Annotated in this window: 19 protein-coding genes; 7 read left to right on the top strand and 12 right to left on the bottom strand. The window is 31.8% G+C overall.

The window, feature by feature from the left end; genetic code table 11:
• Positions 1-308: 308 nt before the first annotated feature.
• The 9 genes from lysS to AC5EAH_RS04460 form a co-directional block, all read right to left on the bottom strand.
• Positions 309-1,802 carry a lysine--tRNA ligase gene (gene lysS, locus AC5EAH_RS04500; RefSeq protein ID WP_493493568.1) on the bottom strand — a complete coding sequence of 498 codons (1,494 nt, stop codon included), beginning with the start codon at positions 1,800-1,802 and terminating at the stop codon, positions 309-311.
• Positions 1,803-1,866: 64 nt separating this feature from the next.
• Entirely contained in the window at positions 1,867-2,892 is a 1,026-nt protein-coding gene (gene dusB / locus AC5EAH_RS04495) for a tRNA dihydrouridine synthase DusB (RefSeq protein ID WP_493493567.1), read from the bottom strand.
• A gap of 21 nt (positions 2,893-2,913) precedes the next feature.
• The gene (gene folK / locus AC5EAH_RS04490) at positions 2,914-3,399 is read right to left on the bottom strand and encodes a 2-amino-4-hydroxy-6-hydroxymethyldihydropteridine diphosphokinase (protein ID WP_493493566.1); all 486 of its coding nucleotides are present in this window, start codon (positions 3,397-3,399) and stop codon (positions 2,914-2,916) included.
• Entirely contained in the window at positions 3,381-3,761 is a 381-nt protein-coding gene (folB, locus tag AC5EAH_RS04485; protein ID WP_493493565.1) for a dihydroneopterin aldolase, read from the bottom strand. Before folB ends, folK begins: the two co-directional genes overlap by 19 nt.
• 2 nt (positions 3,762-3,763) lie before the next feature.
• A complete protein-coding gene (gene folP / locus AC5EAH_RS04480) occupies positions 3,764-4,573 on the bottom strand; it encodes a dihydropteroate synthase (RefSeq protein WP_493493564.1) in 810 nt (269 codons plus the stop codon).
• Between the two features lie 122 nt (positions 4,574-4,695).
• A complete protein-coding gene (locus tag AC5EAH_RS04475; protein ID WP_493493563.1) occupies positions 4,696-5,685 on the bottom strand; it encodes a resuscitation-promoting factor in 990 nt (329 codons plus the stop codon).
• A gap of 54 nt (positions 5,686-5,739) precedes the next feature.
• Complete coding sequence (locus AC5EAH_RS04470) at positions 5,740-6,507, bottom strand: TatD family hydrolase (protein ID WP_493493562.1); 768 nt, start codon at positions 6,505-6,507, stop codon at positions 5,740-5,742.
• 259 nt (positions 6,508-6,766) lie between these two features.
• Positions 6,767-7,045: a hypothetical protein gene (locus AC5EAH_RS04465; protein ID WP_493493561.1), complete on the bottom strand. Its 279-nt coding sequence runs from the start codon at positions 7,043-7,045 to the stop codon at positions 6,767-6,769.
• A gap of 10 nt (positions 7,046-7,055) precedes the next feature.
• On the bottom strand, positions 7,056-7,568 hold the full coding sequence (locus AC5EAH_RS04460; protein WP_493493560.1) for an EndoU domain-containing protein: 513 nt from the start codon (positions 7,566-7,568) through the stop codon (positions 7,056-7,058).
• A gap of 117 nt (positions 7,569-7,685) precedes the next feature.
• Here AC5EAH_RS04460 and AC5EAH_RS04455 point away from each other — a divergent pair, with 117 nt between their 5' ends.
• From AC5EAH_RS04455 to manA, 7 genes are all read left to right on the top strand, one after another.
• Positions 7,686-8,006 carry a winged helix-turn-helix transcriptional regulator gene (locus AC5EAH_RS04455; RefSeq protein ID WP_493493559.1) on the top strand — a complete coding sequence of 107 codons (321 nt, stop codon included), beginning with the start codon at positions 7,686-7,688 and terminating at the stop codon, positions 8,004-8,006.
• 10 nt (positions 8,007-8,016) lie between these two features.
• Positions 8,017-9,039 (top strand): lactonase family protein, encoded by a 1,023-nt coding sequence (locus AC5EAH_RS04450; RefSeq protein ID WP_493493558.1) that lies wholly within the window; start codon positions 8,017-8,019, stop codon positions 9,037-9,039.
• A 150-nt stretch (positions 9,040-9,189) separates the two neighbouring features.
• Entirely contained in the window at positions 9,190-10,176 is a 987-nt protein-coding gene (locus tag AC5EAH_RS04445; protein ID WP_493493557.1) for a mannose/fructose/sorbose PTS transporter subunit IIA, read from the top strand.
• Between the two features lie 17 nt (positions 10,177-10,193).
• Positions 10,194-11,006, top strand: coding sequence for a PTS mannose/fructose/sorbose transporter subunit IIC (locus AC5EAH_RS04440; RefSeq protein WP_493493556.1), 813 nt, complete (start codon positions 10,194-10,196; stop codon positions 11,004-11,006).
• Positions 11,007-11,022: 16 nt separating this feature from the next.
• On the top strand, positions 11,023-11,937 hold the full coding sequence (locus tag AC5EAH_RS04435; protein ID WP_493493555.1) for a PTS system mannose/fructose/sorbose family transporter subunit IID: 915 nt from the start codon (positions 11,023-11,025) through the stop codon (positions 11,935-11,937).
• 67 nt (positions 11,938-12,004) lie between these two features.
• On the top strand, positions 12,005-12,370 hold the full coding sequence (locus AC5EAH_RS04430; RefSeq protein WP_493493554.1) for a DUF956 family protein: 366 nt from the start codon (positions 12,005-12,007) through the stop codon (positions 12,368-12,370).
• Positions 12,371-12,373: 3 nt separating this feature from the next.
• A complete protein-coding gene (gene manA / locus AC5EAH_RS04425) occupies positions 12,374-13,321 on the top strand; it encodes a mannose-6-phosphate isomerase, class I (protein WP_493493553.1) in 948 nt (315 codons plus the stop codon).
• A 76-nt stretch (positions 13,322-13,397) separates the two neighbouring features.
• Here manA and AC5EAH_RS04420 read toward each other — a convergent pair whose 3' ends face one another.
• The 3 genes from AC5EAH_RS04420 to AC5EAH_RS04410 all read right to left on the bottom strand — a co-directional run bounded on the left by AC5EAH_RS04420 (position 13,398) and on the right by AC5EAH_RS04410 (position 17,200).
• Positions 13,398-14,975 (bottom strand): ABC transporter transmembrane domain-containing protein, encoded by a 1,578-nt coding sequence (locus tag AC5EAH_RS04420; RefSeq protein ID WP_493493552.1) that lies wholly within the window; start codon positions 14,973-14,975, stop codon positions 13,398-13,400.
• Positions 14,976-14,996: 21 nt separating this feature from the next.
• Positions 14,997-15,845 carry a DMT family transporter gene (locus tag AC5EAH_RS04415; RefSeq protein WP_493493551.1) on the bottom strand — a complete coding sequence of 283 codons (849 nt, stop codon included), beginning with the start codon at positions 15,843-15,845 and terminating at the stop codon, positions 14,997-14,999.
• Positions 15,846-15,937: 92 nt separating this feature from the next.
• Complete coding sequence (locus AC5EAH_RS04410; RefSeq protein WP_493493550.1) at positions 15,938-17,200, bottom strand: ATP-grasp domain-containing protein; 1,263 nt, start codon at positions 17,198-17,200, stop codon at positions 15,938-15,940.
• Positions 17,201-17,202: the final 2 nt, after the last annotated feature.

Below are 17,202 nucleotides of genomic sequence, written 5' to 3'. Positions count from 1 at the left end.
CTGTGTTCGGCATGGGAACAGGTGTTTCCTCTTTGCTTTCGTCACCAGACGTTTCAACTTTTATTATTATAAAGTAGTGTGTTTGTATTGTCAACAACTTTTTTATATTTTTTAAAAGTTTTTTTTGTATGTGTTTGCACTTGTTTAACAAGGACAATGACTATAATATCAAATGTTAATACACACGTCAACACTTTTTAATAAAAAATTTAAAATTATTTTAACTATCTGATATTAAACTTAAAACAGACTGAAAAGATGCATTATTACAACGCTATACGCCATAATAATGCACCCTATTGATTAGCTTATCTATCTTTCATATATGGGAATAATAAAACATCACGTATTGATGGTGAATTTGTTAATAACATAACTAAACGATCGATACCGATACCTAAACCACCTGTTGGTGGCATACCATATTCTAATGCTTCTACAAAATCTTCATCCATTTCATGTGCTTCATCATTACCAGCTTCTTTTTCATCTACTTGTGCTAAGAAACGTTCTCTTTGATCTATTGGATCATTTAATTCTGTGAATGCGTTGGCGTGTTCACGTGCAACAATAAATAATTCAAAACGATCTGTAAAACGTGGATCTTGTGGATTCTTTTTAGCTAATGGTGAAACTTCTAAAGGATGTCCATAAATAAACGTAGGTTGAATTAATGTTTCTTCAACAAATGTTTCAAAAAATTCATTAATTATATGCCCTACTTTCATGCCTTTACGGATAGGAACATTATGTTCTTTTGCTAATGATATAGCTTGTTCGTCTGTCATTTCTTGCCAAAAATCAACACCTGTTACTTCTTTAATTGCATCTACCATATGTACACGACGCCATTTTGGTTCTAATTCGATTGTTTCGTCACCGTACTTAATTGTTGTTGTACCTAAAACATCTTGTGCGATATGTGCAACCATATTTTCAGTTAGAGACATAATGTCTTCATAATCTGCATAAGCTTCATATAATTCAATCATAGTAAATTCTGGATTATGCCTTGTAGATACACCTTCGTTACGGAAAGCACGTCCAATTTCATAAACTTTTTCTAAACCACCTACAATTAAACGTTTCAATGGTAATTCTAGGGCAATACGCATAAATAGTGTTTTGTCTAATGCATTATGATGTGTAATGAATGGGCGAGCTGCTGCACCACCTGCAATACTATGCATCATCGGTGTTTCTACTTCTAAATAACCACGTTCATCTAAATAGTTACGCATTGAACGGATAATTTTAGAACGCGTCACAAATGTTTGACGGCTCTCTTCATTAGTAATTAAATCTACATAACGACGACGATAGCGTTCTTCTACATCTTTTAAACCGTGGAATTTATCTGGCAAAGGACGTAATGATTTAGATAATACTGTTAATTCTAATGCACGAACTGTTACTTCACCTACATTTGTTTTAAATACTGTACCTCGAATACCAAAAATATCACCTAAGTCTGCATGTTTAAACCAATTATATTGTTGTTCACCTATTGCATCTTGACGTACGTAAATTTGAATTTGTCCTGTTAAATCTTGAATATGTGCAAATCCAGCTTTACCTTTACCACGTTTTGTCATCAAACGTCCAGCAATAATAACTTCATGATTTTGTTCTTTTAAAAGTTCTGCATCAATTTCTTGGAACGTTTCAATAATTGTTTGATTAGTATGTGTACGTACAAATTTAGTACCAAATGGATCAATACCTTCAGCACGTAAGTCTTCTAATTTTTCTCGACGCACGGCCATTTGATCCGCTGGATTCAAAATTTCTTCATTTGACATTTTATTTCTCCTCACTTTTTAAATTCTGTTACTATTTTATCATGTTCATGACTATATAACTATATTAAATAATAATTTTTGCTTTTTCTGCTAATCGTTGTGCTTTTTCTAGTTCTTTTTGCGCGACAATTGTTGCATATTCATCTAATAATTCTACCATCTCTTGACGTGTGTTGGCATGATTAATAGCATCACGTACTTTACCATTACCTCTCGCACCTTTTAAATACCAAGAAGCATGCTTTCTCATTTCTTGAACGGCAACTTTTTCATTTTTTAGATTAATTAAACGATCTAAATGTAATTTACAAACATCTATCTTTTCGTGAATATTAGGTTCAGGCATTAGTTCACCTGTTTCTAAATATTTAACTGTTCTATAAATAATCCACGGATTACCAAGCGCAGCACGACCGATCATGACACCATCAACGCCAGTTTCGTCTAACATTTTTTTAGCTAGTTCTGGTGTTGTTACGTCACCATTACCTATAACAGGGATATTTACAGCTTGCTTTACTTCACGAATGATATCCCAATCCGCTTCACCTGAATACATTTGAACTCTTGTTCGTCCATGTAATGCAACTGCTTGTGCTCCTGCTTTTTCTATCATACGTGCATTTTCAATCGCCATAATGTGATCTTCATCCCATCCCATACGCATTTTCACTGTGACTGGTCGATCAACTGCATCTACAACTGCTGAAACAACTTCATAAATTTTATTAGAATCTAATAATAAACGTGCACCCGCTTCATTTTTAGTAATTTTAGGTACAGGGCATCCCATATTAATATCAATAATATCTGCTGTCGTATGCGTTGCAACATATTTTGCAGCGTCGACTAACGTTTCTTTTTCTCCACCAAAAATTTGTAAACTTAATGGCTTTTCTCTCTCATCTATATATAACATATCCATCGTTTTTTGGTTATTAAATAAAATAGCTTTATCACTAACCATTTCTGCACAAACTAAACCTGCACCAAATTCTTTAACTGTTAATCGAAATGCTGAATTACATACACCTGCCATCGGTGCTAATACAACACGATTTTTTATTTCAATATCTCCTATTTTCCACATGATAATTTTACTTCCTTTCTATTATTCTTCATAATGTTGAATACCTATCATATCCAAATTATTTAATAATGTTGTTATTTCACATTGTAACACTGGATGTTTTAACGTTGAGATAATATCTACTAATGGTTTTAAGACAAATGCTCTTTCATGCATGTATGGATGCGGTATTTCTAATATTTCATTTTTTTCAACTTTATCATCATATAATAAAATGTCAATATCAATCGTACGTGGTCCCCAATGTTCTTTTCGGACACGTTGTAATTTATGTTCAATAGCTTGACAAACCTTTAATAATACTATTGGAGAAAGTGTAGTTGCAATTTCACAACATAAATTCAAAAAATCAGCTTGATTTTCATTACCCCATGCTTTTGTTTCATAAATAGGCGATACTTTTTTTAGTGCGATATCTTGTGTTGTTGCTAATGCTTCAAGTGCTTGCATTAAATAATTATATCTATCTTCAATATTACTACCTAAACTTAAATAAACGGTATGCATTGTTGACGCTCTCTTTCTATTTCGATACCTACTGCTTGATAATGACCGGCAATTGGTGGATTTTTTTTAATGATTTTAAGACGAATGTGTTGAATTTCTTCATATTGTTGATATAAATCACGACAAAGTTCTCCAGCTAATTTTTCTAACAAACGATATTGCTGTGTTTCAACATGATACTTGATAACTTCAAAAACTGCACCGTAATTAATTGTGTCTGATAAATCATCTGATTGTGAAGCAGCCATTAAATCTACTATTAATTCACAATCAACAACAAATAGTTGACCTAATTGTTGTTCTTCTGAAAAAACGCCATGATAACCATAAAATTGACAACCCTGTAATATAATTTTGTCCATCTTTACTCCTCTACTAATTGACTAATAACCGTGACGATATCCGCATTCTTTTCTACATTATGTACACGTACAATTTGACAACCTTTACTAATTGCCCACGCTGATAAGGCAGCTGTTCCTTGATCACGTTGTTCAGGCACAGGTTCACCACCTAATAAGGCACCCACTGTACGTTTTCTAGAAATGCCAAATAATACGGGGTAACCTAATTGACAAATTTGATCTAAACCTTTTAATAACTTAATATTTTGTTGCGCATCTTTAGCAAAACCAAAACCTGGATCTATCCAAATATTATCTTTTAATACACCTGCTGCTAAAGCTTTATTGGCACACATCATTAAATGTTGTTCTACCTCTAGTACAATATCATGATAATTCGCTTCTTTTTGATTGTGCATTAAAATAATAGGTACATTATAGTCAACTGATACTTGTAAAATTTCTGGATCGTATAAACCGCCCCAAACATCATTAATAATATCCGCACCTGCTCGTATCGCAGCACGTGCAGTTTGCGCTTTATATGTATCAATACTAATTAAACAATTAAAACGTTCTTTAATCCCTTTAATAATAGGTATAGTTCTCTCTATTTCTTCTTCAGCAGATACAAATGTTGCACCCGGACGTGTAGATTCGCCACCTACATCAATAATTTTAGCACCTTGTTTTAACATTAATTCAACTTGTTCTAATGCTTTATCTATATTAACATATCGTCCACCATCTGAGAAAGAATCAGGTGTCACATTTAAAATTCCCATAATACAAGCTGAACAATTATCTAAATGATATTTTCCTATTTTCATATTATCCCCCAAATTTGATATTATTTCTTTACTATATACTTAGTATCAATGATTTTCAAGTCATGAGTAAACAATAAAAAAGCTTAAAATCAACTTCACTTTGATTTTAAGCTCATTAACATTTAATCTAAAATTGTTACTGTAATTGTTTGACGTCCCCAAGAAGAAGCAGCCGCTTCTGTACCCATAAAGACATCAATAATATTACCTTGGATGGCACCACCTGTATCTCCTGCAATGGCTTCACCATAACCCGGTACATAGACACGAGAACCTAATGGAATGACACTTGGATCAACTGCGATAACACGTGCACCACCTGATAAAGCAATACCTGTCGCAGTAATACCTGAACATCCTTCACAATCAGCACCATAAGCCGTTGCTTCTACTGTTACTTGACGTCCTGAAACTGATGAATTTTCTGAACCTGATGTTGTTGGTTTATTATCTTCTTTTGTCCCAATTAATTCAATTTTTGATACAGGATTTTTAATTATTTTTTCATTTAATAATTGTTTACTTACTTGTTTATCATCTTCGTAAGTGACTCTAAACGTTTGTTGCATTTCGCCATTTTGTCCTTCTTGGCTAATTTTAGTTTCACCTTTAGATAGAGTATTATCTTCTTTTGTAGTTGTTTCAAAACCAACTAATTTATTTTCATTAACTTCTTTAACAACTACGCGTGTAATTTGGATTGTTTGACCTTCTTCAATTGCATCTGTTAAATTAACAGATATTTTATCATTTGCTGATAATACAATTTTCTCTTTATTTAAAAATTCTTCTACTGTATCAGCAGTCGTATAAGCAACTGTCGTTAAGCCACCCATTTTTAAATTGATTTTTTTAGCTTGCTTAACTTGAATTTTAATATCATCTTGCATAGGTGTTGTTAAAGCTGGTGTAACTTCATCGTGTGCATCAACTTCAATACCTTGTGCTTTTAATGCTTCTGCTACTGTTGTTACTTTTTCAGTATAATTAACTGAAACCCCTTCGTTTTCAATAGCATATGCCACTTTATCATGCTGACTTAAAGCATAACTTCCTACTGATGTTAACATTAACATTGATGCAATAACTAATTCTTTCTTTAAAACTGTCATAAATAATTTACTTCTTATTTAATTAAGAAATAAATTTCTTCACCTTCCTTTTGTTTATATATTAAATAATTTTTCTGCGTTTTTTGTTGTTATATTAGCAATTTCTTGATAAGTTGAATTTCTTAATTGTGCAATTTCTTCAGCAACTAATTTAACATGTGCGGGTTCATTGCGTTGTCCTCTATAAGGATGCGGCGTTAAATATGGCGCATCTGTTTCAATAAGCAATTTATCTAATGGCACTGCTTGTGCAACTGCTTTAGGCTGTTTAGCGTTTTTAAAAGTGACTGGCCCACCTAATGAAATATGAAAGTTAAGTGCTAAAGCTTGCTGCATTGATTCTACAGAACCACTAAAACTATGCATTACACCACCTACTTCATTAGCGCCTTCTTCTTTTAAAATAGTTAAACAATCGGCCATTGCTTCACGATTATGAATAATAATAGGTAATTTTAAACGTTTAGCTAATTGAATTTGCTGTCTGAACACTTTAGCTTGAATATCTTTCGGTGATTTATCCCAATGATAATCTAAACCTATTTCACCAATGGCTACTACTTTTTTATTTGTGACAGCAATACTTTCAATCCATTGTAATAATTCATCAGTTAAATCAATCGCATCTACTGGATGCCAACCAACAGCAATATGTATAAAATCATATTGTTCGGCTAATTTAACTGCACGTTCGATTGTTGCTTTATCAAAACCTACAACAAGCATTTTTTCTACATCATTAGCTTGCGCACGTTGAATGACTTCATTTAAGTCTTCATCATATTGATGAGCATTTAAATGCACATGTGTATCAATTAACATATGTGAACTCCTTTATTTATTCTACTTATACATCTTAAACTAAAAATTGATGTTATTCATCTCATCGTATTAACAGTTACATTACAAAAATATCTCATTATGTAATATTTTTAAAAAGATATTTTATTTGCCTTGCCACAACTCACTTAACACCCTATTCCTTTGTAATATTAGCGTAATAAATAATAAAAAAATGACAATTAAGTCATCGTGATTTGTGTAATTATACACATTTAAACTTAATCATCATCTTTATATTTTATTGATTTAACCATTGTTGAAATAATGTAACAAACATAGGTAAATTCATTTTTATTTGCTGTTGTGATAATTTATCTTTTAATATCACTTTATTTTGTTTCTTAATTAATTGAAAAATATTACCTGAAAACTCGTGTTGTGTGTCATCAGCAATAAACTCTTCAATTATATCTGAAAAATTATCTCCATCTGTTTGTAAAAAAGCATTGATTATATCTGCATGTGGATGTTCTACTAATAAATGTAAACCTTGTTGATTTGTTTGAAATTGATACATATAAACTCCTTTATTTAACATATTTTGGGAATGCTGAAATAATTTTATCGTTTTCATCTAAATACATTTGTACGGTAATACCTTCTTCAGTTGTACCATTATAAATATTACCACTTACAAATTTTTTATTATGGTAAGCTTCTTGAATGGCATCTACAACTTGTTGTGCTGACCAAGATTGTGGAAAGAACGTTGACATTGCTGTTTTTTTAACACCATTTTTTTCTACTTTACCACGATAAACACCATGACGGTCTAGTTTAGATTTTGTACCTTCTACAAGATGTGCATCTTTAGCTAATCCTTCGAAGTGTAAACCTGTAACTTCTCCTTGACGATTAGTTGTACCATAAAAAATATGTTCTAAAGCATGTTTATTAAAAATGTTTTCTGTTTTTAAATCTTTAATTGAGGTAATAGATACTGTAGATGTTTTGTCAACTGCAGTTGATGTAGACGTTGTTTGACCACAACCAACTAACAAAAATACCATCATCATTAAAATATATATTATTTTCTTCATATTATTCTCCTTTTAATTAATAATTGACATTATATCATATCATTAAAATGTTTTATATCCTTTAATGATTTAAAATCTTCATGTATAATAATTTTATTAATATTAAAGGAGGTCATTATGGCACAACATCACAATCAACCTGCTTTATGTCCTAAAGTTGAATATGCATTTACTATATTAGGAAAGAAATGGGTTGGTTTAATTATTTTAATCTTAAATCAAGCACCTCAAAGATTTTGTCAAATTGCAAATCAATTACCTATCAGTGAAAAAGTACTGTCACAAAGATTAAAAGAATTGGAATGTGCCAATATTATCAAACGTCAACCTAGCACTATTACAGCAATTCATAGTGAATATATACTAACTGAAAAAGGTCGTGCTATGCAGCCAATTATTAAAGAAGTTCAACATTGGGCAGATAAATGGACATCATAGGAGGAAAATTATGTTACAAGCTTATATAGGGACTTATACTAAACAAGGTAGTGAAGGCATTTATTTAATCAATATTTCTAATGAAGGAAAAGTAGCGAACATTACAACAGCAGCTAAAATAGAAAATCCTACTTATTTAGCACTATCAAATGATAAACAAGCATTATATAGTGTTGCCAAAGAAGGTGATAAAGGAGGCGTTGCCAGTTTTTCAATACAAAGTGACGGTACATTATTACCTTTATCATCAATTACTGAATTTGCAGCCCCGCCTTGTTTTGTAGCTATTAATTCTACAACAGATCAATTACTTGCTGCTAATTATCACACAGCAACTATAGATAGTTATGCTATTACACCTGATTATCATATTGATAAATTAAGTTCTCGCAGTCAACATCAAGGTTCTGGACCTCATAGTCGTCAAGAACAAGCACATGCACATTATGCTAATTTTACACCCGATAATCGTTGGATTTTAACTTGCGATTTAGGTACTGATGAAGTAACAACATACCAAATTGAACAACAGCAATTAATTGTTAAACAAACTTTTAAAGCAACACCTGGCAGTGGTCCACGCCATTTAATTATTGATCAACAACAACATTATGTGTACATAATGACTGAATTAACGTCACAAGTCATTGCTTGTCGTTTCGATAATCAAACAGGACAATTAACTGAATCACATTATTATGATACTTTACCTAATGATTTTACTGACATCAATAAAGGTAGTGCCATCCGACTTTCGCCAGATGGAAAATATCTATACGTGTCTAATCGCGGACAAGATGCCATTGTTATTTTTAAAGTTAATGGTTTACAACTTACTAAAGTTGACACAATTAGTACTTATGGTCAAGGTCCACGTGATTTTAATATTAGTCCAGATGGTCAATTTGCTATCGCCACAAATGAAAATAGTCATACAATTACAGTTTATAAAGTGTCAACTGACACAGGAAAATTAACAGTCAGTGATGATTCAGTAACTATTCCTGAACCAGTTAGTGTTATTTTCAAATAGTACTTACTAATTTTTGTCACAAAATATTAATAGAAAACGTTTTATGCTAACTTAAGGTACAACTATTATGTTGCAATCGCTTACTGATTATGATATTATCAATTCCGTATAATTATATTGTACTAATCATAAAACAAAGGAGGTATTTAGATGATAGGAATCATCATTGCAACTCACGGTGAATTTGCTCATGGTATTAAACAATCTGGCGCTATGATTTTTGGTGAACAAGAAAAAGTAGCTTCTGTTGCGTTTATGCCTAACGAAGGACCAGAAGATTTAAGAAGAAAACTTCAAGAGGCTATCGAACAAGTAGATGCTAAAGAAATTTTATTCTTAGTAGATTTATGGGGAGGTAGCCCATTTAATCAAGCTAATCTTTTATTTGAAGAAAATCCACAATCACGTGCGATCGTTGCTGGATTAAGTTTACCAATGTTAATCGAAGCGTATGCAAGTCGTTTTTCAATGACAACTGCGCATGATGTAGCGAAAGCTATTGCACCCACAGCTATTGATGGTGTTAAAGTAAAACCAGAAACATTACAACCACAACAAGTGGCTACAGAAACAGCTGCACCAACAGCTACAGGTGGTACTATTCCAGAAGGCACTGTACTTGGTGACGGTGAAATTAAATTTGTATTAGCACGTATTGATACACGTTTACTTCACGGACAAGTCGCAACAAGTTGGACAAAAGCAACACAACCCGACAGAATTATTGTCGTATCTGATGCTGTGTCAAAAGATAATTTACGTAAACAATTAATTGAACAAGCAGCTCCTCCAGGAGTTCGTGCGCACGTTATTCCATTAGATAAATTAGTTGAAGTTTCTAAAGATCCACGTTTTGGGGACACAAAAGCGTTATTATTATTCGAAAATCCACAAGATGCCTTATATGTTATCGAAAAAGGCGTTAAAATTCCTGAACTTAATGTTGGATCAATGGCTCACTCAACAGGTAAAGTGTTAGTGAATACTGTATTATCGATGGATCAACATGATGTTGACACATTTAAAAAATTAGCTGATTTAGGCGTTAAATTCGACGTCCGTAAAGTCGTTGCTGATAAACCTGAAGATTTATTCAAATTAATTTCATCAAAAGCCAAAGATGGCTTAAAATTTTAAAATTATAGGAGGTTATTATGGACTTTAGTATTCTTACAATTATACTTGTCCTTATCGTTGCTTTCTTAGCTGGAATGGAAGGTGTTTTAGACCAATTCCAATTCCACCAACCAATTATTGCATGTTCATTAATCGGTTTAGCAACAGGACATTTAACAGAATGTATTATTTTAGGTGGTGCCCTACAATTATTAGCACTAGGTTGGGCAAATATTGGTGCAGCTATTGCACCAGATGCAGCCTTGGCGTCAGTTGCTTCGGCAATTATTTTCGTTAAAGCAGCTAACTTTACAGCCGATGGTCGTAGTGTAGCTATTGGTGCAGCAATTACTTTAGCAACAGTTGGTTTAGTTTTAACAATGGTTGTACGTACTTTATCTGTTGTTATTGTTCACCAAGCTGACCGTGCTGCTGAGCAAGGTAATTTCCGTGGTGTTGAATTTTGGCACATTGTAGCATTATGTTGCCAAGGTTTACGTATTGCTATTCCTGCTGGATTATTATTATTTATTCCAGCTGAAACAATTCAACACGGCTTAAGCTTATTACCTGCATGGTTCTCAGAAGGTATGACTATCGGTGGTGGTTTTGTTGTTGCCGTAGGTTATGCTATGGTAATTAACTTAATGGCAACTAAAGAAGTATGGCCTTTCTTCTTCCTTGGTTTTGCTTTAGCACCATTAGGACAATTAACATTAATCGCAACTGGTATTATCGGTGTATGTTTAGCAATCATTTACTTAAACCTTTCTAAAAATAAAGGTGGCGGTAATGGTGGTGGCGGCACATCATCAGGTGACCCACTAGGCGACATTTTAAACAATTATTAATACGGAGGAACGACACATGGAAAACAAACAAATTACATTAACGAAAAAAGAACGCCGTAGTGTAATGTTACGTTCTCAGTTCCTTCAAGGGTCATGGAACTATGAACGTATGCAAAACGGTGGTTGGGCTTTCTCATTAATCCCAGCATTGAAAAAATTATATCCAAATAAAGATGATGCTTCTCAAGCATTAAAACGTCATTTAGAATTTTTCAACACTCACCCTTATATCGCAGCACCAATTTTAGGTGTAACATTAGCACTTGAAGAAGACCGTGCGAATGGTGTAGAAATCGACGATGCTGCTATTCAAGGGGTTAAAGTTGGTATGATGGGACCTTTAGCAGGTATTGGTGACCCAGTATTCTGGTTTACAGTACGTCCAATCTTAGGTGCTATTGCTGCATCTTTAGCAACAAGTGGGTCAATTCTTGCACCATTATTTTTCTTCATCGTATGGAATGCCTTACGTATGGGATTCTTATGGTTTACACAAGAATTTGGTTATAAACAAGGTTCTGAAATTACTAAAGACTTATCTGGTGGTATCTTACAAACAATCACTAAAGGGGCATCCATCTTAGGGATGTTTGTAATGGGTATTTTAGTTCAACGTTGGACAAACGTCAGCTTTGCACCAGTAGTTTCTAAAGTACCATTATCAGAAGGTGCTTATATCCAATTTCCTCAAGGCAATGTAGATGGTACAAAACTACAAGAAATTTTAGGTCAAGTAGCTGGTGGCTTATCACTTTCACCAGAAAAAGTAACAACATTACAACAAAACCTTGATATGTTAATTCCAGGTTTAGCCGCATTATTATTAACATTCTTCTGTATGTGGTTACTTAAGAAGAAAGTTAATGCTATTGTCATTATCTTTGGATTATTTGCAGTAGGTATTATTGGTCATGCTGTAGGTATTTTCTAATATAAAACTAAGAGGTGGAAGAGAGCTATCTTCCACTTCTTATTATTTATCAATATGGAGGTAAAATATGGCGCTTTCACAAAATACTAAAGTTTTATTTACAACAAAAGCTAATATAATGACAGGTAGTTTTGGTAGTAAACATGGAGATATTCTTATAGGTGATAAAGCCTTTGAATTTTATAATCGTCGCAATCCTAATGATTACTTACAAATACCTTGGCAAGAAATTACATTAGTACGTGCACAAATATTCTTTAAAGATACTTATATTCGTGGCTTCTTTATTGATACTAAGCAAGCTGGTTCTTATAACTTTGTTGTTAAAGAGGCTGGTAAAACATTAAAAATCATGCGAGACATTATTGGTAATGAAAAAATTGTACGCAGTAAACCTGCCTTTTCATTTAAAAATATATTTAAGCGAGGATAAATTATGCAACCTATTTTTTTACAACCTGTACTTCAAGAAAAAATTTGGGGTGGACAAAAATTACATAGTCAATTTGGTTTACAACTACCTAGTCATAATATTGGAGAAGCTTGGTGTATTAGTGCACATCCTCATGGTGTGTCACAAATTACATTTCCTAAGCAATATGCTGGTTTAGGTTTAAATGAACTTTATGAGCAAGCACCACAATTATTTGGTAGCCAGCATCCTACACCTTTTCCTTTACTAATTAAAATTTTAGATGCTAAAGAAGATTTATCAGTTCAAGTACATCCAGATGATGCTTATGGTTTAACTCATGAAGGTGAATTAGGAAAAACTGAATGTTGGTATATTATTTCAGCTGACGAAGATGCTAAAATTATTTATGGTCACCATGCACAATCTAAAGCACAATTCTTAGACATGGTAGCACAAGGCGCATGGCAAGACTTATTAATAGAAGTACCCGTTAAAGCAGGTGATTTCTTTGATGTGCCGGCCGGCACTATTCATGCTATCGGTTCGGGTTGTGTCATTTTAGAAACACAACAAAATTCTGATACTACTTATCGTGTTTACGATTATGATCGTTTAGATGACCAAGGTCAAGCACGAGAATTACATATTCAACAATCAGCTGATGTCACACATTACCCAAGTCAAACACCAACTAATAAACCTACTATTATATCACAGCAAGGTGGAACAATTATTCATTATTTAACTAATGAATTTTTCAGTGTTTATAAGTGGCAAGTGACTGAACAAATGCACATTGATTTAACAGCTGACTATACTTTAGCCACTGTTATTGCAGGTGAAGGTACACTAACTATCAATAATATAGATTATCCACTACATTTAGCAGATTCATTCATCATTCCAAACGGTATTAAAGAAATAACAATTAAAGGTCAGATTGAATTAATTATCTCAAATGTAGAATAATAAAATAGGATGTAAGACAATTAATGTACTCATTGTCTTACATCCTATTTTTTTGTCAACACTCTTATATATTAAATTATTTTTGTAAATGAATAATTTGATTAGCATATTGATCGAATTCATCTTTATGTGAAATTACAAGTAATGCCATATTATATTTTTTAGCAAATTGAATAATATTATGCGCAAGTTTTTGAGATAATTCTAAATTTAAGGCACTGGTTACTTCATCAAGAATCAACACATCAGGTGTTTGAATTAAAATTCTAGCAAGATTAATTCTTTGTTTTTCACCACCACTTAAATTATTTCCTTGTTCTTCAATAAATTTATCTTTTAATTGTTCAATGCAACATAATTGCATCACTTCATTTAATAAATTTGTTTCAGGCACATTAAAAATAATATTTTCTTGTAACGTGCCTTTAAACAATAAAGCTTGTTGGTTAACACGCATGATACGATTAAATATAACAGATTGATCAATCGTTGCTAAATTTTTACCATTCCATTCTACATAGCTGTTAGGAATAATTTGTTGAATTAAATTTGCAATAGTCGTCTTACCGACACCACTATTACCTTTAATCACTATAATATCATTAGGTTGAAGATCAAATGATACAGCTAAACTTTGATGACTAGCATCATTTTTAACAATATCAACTTTCATTGTTTCTAAGGCACTTAATTCTTGTTTAGGTGTTGATGTCTCACCTTCAAAAAGATATTTTAATTTTTGAATTGTTTTATGTGCGACTTGTCTTTGATTAATTTGTTCAGATATTGTACGAATAGGTTCATCTAACATTTTTGTTAATGAAAAAATTGCCATAATTGCACCTACACTTAGTTGATGTTTTATCACAAAATAAGCTGCTAATATGATTGCGACAATTGGAATAATAAACGCAATAAATGCAGAAGTACTGACAAATGAAGCAAATATTAATGCTAAGCGCTGATTTAGTTTTAATCTTTGTGTTAATAATTGATGCGTCACTTTATCTTGAAAATAAGTTTCTTGATGTAATTGTTTAATATCAAAAATACTAAAAAATGATTGTAAAATAGATTGATTAATATTAGCATTCATTTGTTGATCTTTATCATAGATTTTAGCAATATTTTTACTAATCCATTTAATAAAAATAAAGCATATCGTAATTAATAACACAATAACTATTGTAATCATTAAATGATATTTGACAAGTAAACACAATGTTGTAATTAAAACAATACTTTGCGTAATTAATACGACGATACCTTGTGCATACCATGATGATATGAATTGTGCTTCATTCGTAATCTTTGACAATAGATTACCTTTATCATTGTCATTAAAAAATGATAGTGGTTGTTTTAAAATATGTTTATAAATGGCATCCATTAATCGAAAATGGCCTGTAAACCATATTTGTCTTAAAGAAAGTTGTGTTAGAAAAATAAATATTAAATAACCAATTGTAAAAATAATAATATGATTTAATAACTGATAAATTTGTGTGCTATCATTGATAATGATCACATCAATTAATCTTTGTATTAAGTAAATTAAATATAAACTTAATCCGGTTCTTATCATTGAACATATTATTGTACTGACTTGTAATAATCTTAAAGGTTTAAATACTGATATCATTTTACTATTCATTCTAACTCCCTTCTGACTACCCTATTTACCACGTGCCACTCTAAACATCATATACCCTGCTAAGAAAATAATCATGTAACCTAAAATACTCCATACATCTGGCATTTGATCAAAAATAATTAAACTGAATAGTGCTGAAAAAACAACAGAGAAGTAAGTATAGATTGATACATCTTTAGCAGCTGCATATTGATAACCAAAAGTCACACCAAATTGACCTAATGTTGCTGCTAACCCTGAACATAATAAATAAATTAATTGTTGCCACGTCATAGATTGATAATTAATTAACATTAAAGGACCTAATATAATAACAGATACCGTTGAAAAATAAAATACGATAGTATGCCCTGATTCTTTATTAGCTAAAATACGCAAACATAAATAAGCACTAGCAGCTGATAAAGCACCGAATAAACCAATTATATATGATGAATCAAACGCACCTAGTACAGGTTTAATAATAAATAATGTACCTGTAAATGCAATGATACAACCTAAAATCTGTATTTTTGTTGGATGTTCTTTTAAAAAAATAGCTGATAATATAATTAAAATAAATGGTGATAATTTATTTAACATATCTGAATCACTTAATACTAAATGATCTATCGCATAAAAATTTAATAAAACACCTATTATGCCTAAAATAGATCTTAAAATTAACCAGTGTTGATGTCTTAATTGCCCAATCAAAGGTGCTCTATATTTAACGATCATCATCAAAGCCACAACACAAGCCACTAAATTTCTAAAAAATGCCTTTTGAACAACTGGTAAATCACCTGATAATTTGACAAATAGTCCCATAAGTGAAAATCCTAAGGCTGATGCCAAGATCCATAACATACCTTTAGTTTTATTTAACATAACACTCCCCTTTGCTATCATTTGTTACTATTTAGTATGCTTATATTGTATACTGTCATCGATATATTATCAAATGATTTATTTTTGAATTTTCAGAATTTTATTTCTCCCGTTTCAAGCGCTAGCTCTTTTGTTAATTGTGTTCTTAAATTAAAACAATCTTCTATACTATCTCCAACAACATATGCAAAACCTAACATGGCAGCTGTACCACTATGTGGATCTATTTTATCTCCCTTACTTTTAAAAATAAACCCTTCTTTAACATTCTCCTCATTAAAACTAGGTAAAATTTTATTAATATGCTTAATTTCTAAACATTGATTACTCAATGTTTGAAATGAGAAAAATGCAGCATGGCGATGAAAACCAGTGAATGGTTGAACTGCATGACCTAAATAAGCTTCTACTACTTGAGCTATAATTGGATATGATGAAGCTGTTTGAATTAAATAAGGTACTGGTCCACCTAATCTCGGATTAAATTCAATAAGTTTTGGCCCTTCATTAGTTAATTTCAATTCTATATGTGTCGCACCATGAGTAAAATTCAAAGCTTTAATAACTGCTTCTGCTGCATCAAATAATAATTTTTGTAATTGTTTTTTCAAAGGTGCTGGTTCAACTAAACCTGTTTCTCTAAAAGGTTTGGCGATAAATGGTTTAGCTGACACTGTTAAATGTGTAATATGGCCTTCCGATACTAACGATTCAACACTAACATAATCATCAAATTTATCATTTTGATTGCCATACCATTCTGAACCTTCAAAATAAGTTTCTATCAAAAACTCGGTATTAAAAAATGATTGATTTTTTAACTCTACATACAGTGATTCGAATGCTGTTAAATCCTCAACTTTTTTTACCATTCTACTACCTGCCATAGAAATTGGTTTAATAATGCCTGGGAACTTAAAAGTTTGACGAATAGTTTCTAAATTATCATCATTTAATAAATAACATTGGCCACATAAATGTGGGGCATTTTGACTGACTTGTAATCTTTGATAATATTTATTTGTAATATTTTTGATTTGCTGATATTGATTTTTCAAACCTAATTGTTCTTTTAATTGCTCAACTGGTACAATTAAATCTTCGGCATAAGCGACAATCATATCAATTGGGTTATCCATCGCAAATTGTTGTGCTTTAGCTATTAAGTCTGACTTATCTGGTACTTCTAGCCATTGAAAATCATTATACTGTGCTTGACACAAATTAAATTTATTGATCATCGCAGGTGATACTGGTTTTTGATAAATGATAGTAAAATTATAAGATGTCGCAGACAAATCAGCTAAGTAAATATTAGGGTCTATATCATTAATTATAATAATTATATTTTTCATTG

Source organism: Staphylococcus sp. B1(2026), from assembly GCF_058895785.1.
The sequence above is the reverse complement of the archived record's forward strand: the minus strand, read 5'-3'. Positions and strand labels throughout refer to the sequence as shown.